Genomic DNA, 2,165 nt, shown 5'->3' on the forward strand with positions numbered 1-2,165 from the left:
AGTATTTAGTGTTGGGTGGTGTTTGTGCGATTTTGTCAATCATACCGGTTTATTGGTGTGTTTGGGGTACACGCGATCGCATGGCTGTTGTAGAAGCGCAGCATCAGAAGACCGAAAATTCTGAATCGTTATCCTTTATCGAACAACTTAAAATAGTCTTCGACAATCGACCTTTTTTATTCGTCATTGGGATTTATCTGTTTTCTTGGTGTGGGGTACAGATAACAGCATCCATCATTCCCTATTTTGTAGTGAGTTGGATGGGTTTACCACAAGCAGCATCAGCACAAGTCGCTCTCGCAGTTCAAGCAACTGCTCTTGTTATGTTATTCGTTTGGAGCCGTGTTAGCGAGAGAGTTGGTAAAAAAGCAGTTTATTTTATGGGGATGAGTCTCTGGATTATCGCTCAAGCAGGACTGTTTTTTCTACAACCTGGTCAAGTTGTTCTGATGTACGCTTTAGGTGTCATTGCTGGCTTTGGTGTTTCCACTGCATACCTGATTCCTTGGTCGATGATACCCGATGTGATGGAACTAGACGAACTCAGAACTGGACAGCGACGTGAAGGTATATTTTATGGGTTCATGGTTCTACTGCAAAAAATCGGTTTAGCCATTGCGATATTCTTAGTGTTAAAAGGTTTAGGTTGGGCAGGATATATTTCGGGTACTGGAAATGTAATACCCACACAGCCCCAAAGTGCACTGCTTGCAGTCCGCATTGCTATAGGTCCTTTACCCACTCTATGTTTAATTTGTGGTTTAGTTTTAACGTACTTTTATCCCATCACGCGAGAGGTACACGCAGAAATTCTATTGAAACTTCAAGAACGCCGAAACGCTTCTAGGGGAAGTACTTCGTCTTAGGAGGATGGGTAATTACGGCATTGAAGTGGGAAAGATCTACCGTTAGGGTAATGTATACTCATAAATGTAACAATACTTAATAATATAAGGAGTCAGGAGACAGAATTCAGGAGTCAGAATACACCTTCAATAAAGGGACGGTGTTCTAAGAAAAGTTTCAACTCCCGTCTCCATAACGAGTAGACGCAGTTTTAACCAGCATTTATTCTGACTCCTGTCTCCTGACTCCTGAATCCTGTTTGATAAATAGAGATTCCATAGTAAAATCTGTTTTAAGATAATGGTAGAACTAAGCTTACAAGAAATCTCCACTCAGCTAGAAAGCCCGAATTTACGCGATCGCATGGTAGCTCTTGCTAATTTGCGTCATATCTCCCCAGACGATGCAGTACCTTTAATCAAAAAGGTTTTGGACGACGAGTCTCTCCAATTAAGGTCAATGGCAATATTTGCTCTAGGAATTAAACCAACAGCAGAATCTTACCCAATATTGGTGCAAATCCTAGAAAACGACCCAGATTATGGTATTCGTGCTGATGCTGCGGGTGCATTAGGATACTTGGGCGATGCTAGAGCCTTTGAACCCTTGGTAAGGATATTTTATGAAGACACTGATTGGTTAGTACGTTTTAGCGCCGCAGTTGCACTGGGAAATCTTAAAGATCCTCGTGCTCATGATGCACTCGTCAGCGCTTTAGACAGCAAAGAAGTTGTCATACAACAAGCTGCGATCGCTGCATTAGGAGAAATCAAAGATATCGAGTCTATAGATCATATCCTCCGTTTTGCTCAATCGGATGATTGGTTAGTCCGACAACGTTTAGCAGAAGCATTAGGTCATCTTCCTAGTCCTAAAAGCGTCTCAGCTTTAAAATATATGGAAAAAGATAGTCATCCACACGTTGCTGAAGCGGCGAGGGTTTCGCTGAAACGACTAGAAGAAGGCGAGGGAGCATCCCAATAAAAATATATTATGAAGTGGGAGCATCTTGCTCGACTTCATAAAGAATAAAGCGGGCAAGATGCCCGCACTACAATTTAAATATTGAGATTTTAACTAAGGTGGTTTCATTGATAACTATTGAAGAGTTTTTTCAATTAAGCGCAGGTAGATGGTTTTCTCACCGCAGTAGTCACGATTTAGCTTCTAAGCAATCAAAAAATGGTAAATCAGAACTTACAATCGAGGCGCTAGGGGCAGATCATCCTGATTTAGTCAAGTTGTCTAAAAACCATAACATTGACCCTAGCGATGCTTCTTGCGGCATTAAAATTGTTTGGAATGGCACGATAGAAACC

The 2,165-nt window shown here is 41.5% G+C and carries 3 protein-coding genes; all 3 read left to right on the top strand.

Features of this window, described 5'->3' with window-relative positions; all coding sequences use genetic code 11:
- Positions 1-866: MFS transporter (locus G4P69_RS37180; RefSeq protein ID WP_208354887.1), on the top strand; the 866-nt coding region annotated here is incomplete at its 5' end.
- A 280-nt stretch (positions 867-1,146) separates the two neighbouring features.
- On the top strand, positions 1,147-1,830 hold the full coding sequence (locus G4P69_RS37185; RefSeq protein ID WP_208341597.1) for a HEAT repeat domain-containing protein: 684 nt from the start codon (positions 1,147-1,149) through the stop codon (positions 1,828-1,830).
- 110 nt (positions 1,831-1,940) lie between these two features.
- On the top strand, positions 1,941-2,165 hold a 225-nt coding region (locus G4P69_RS37190; protein ID WP_208354890.1), incomplete at its 3' end, for a phycobiliprotein lyase.

This window comes from Aetokthonos hydrillicola CCALA 1050, assembly GCF_017591665.1.
GTDB lineage: Bacteria > Cyanobacteriota > Cyanobacteriia > Cyanobacteriales > Nostocaceae > Aetokthonos > Aetokthonos hydrillicola.

Coding starts and splice junctions, on each gene's coding strand:
- G4P69_RS37185 (WP_208341597.1), top strand. CDS start 1,147: ATGGTAGAACTAAGCTTACAAGAAATCTCCACTCAGCTAGAAAGCCCG.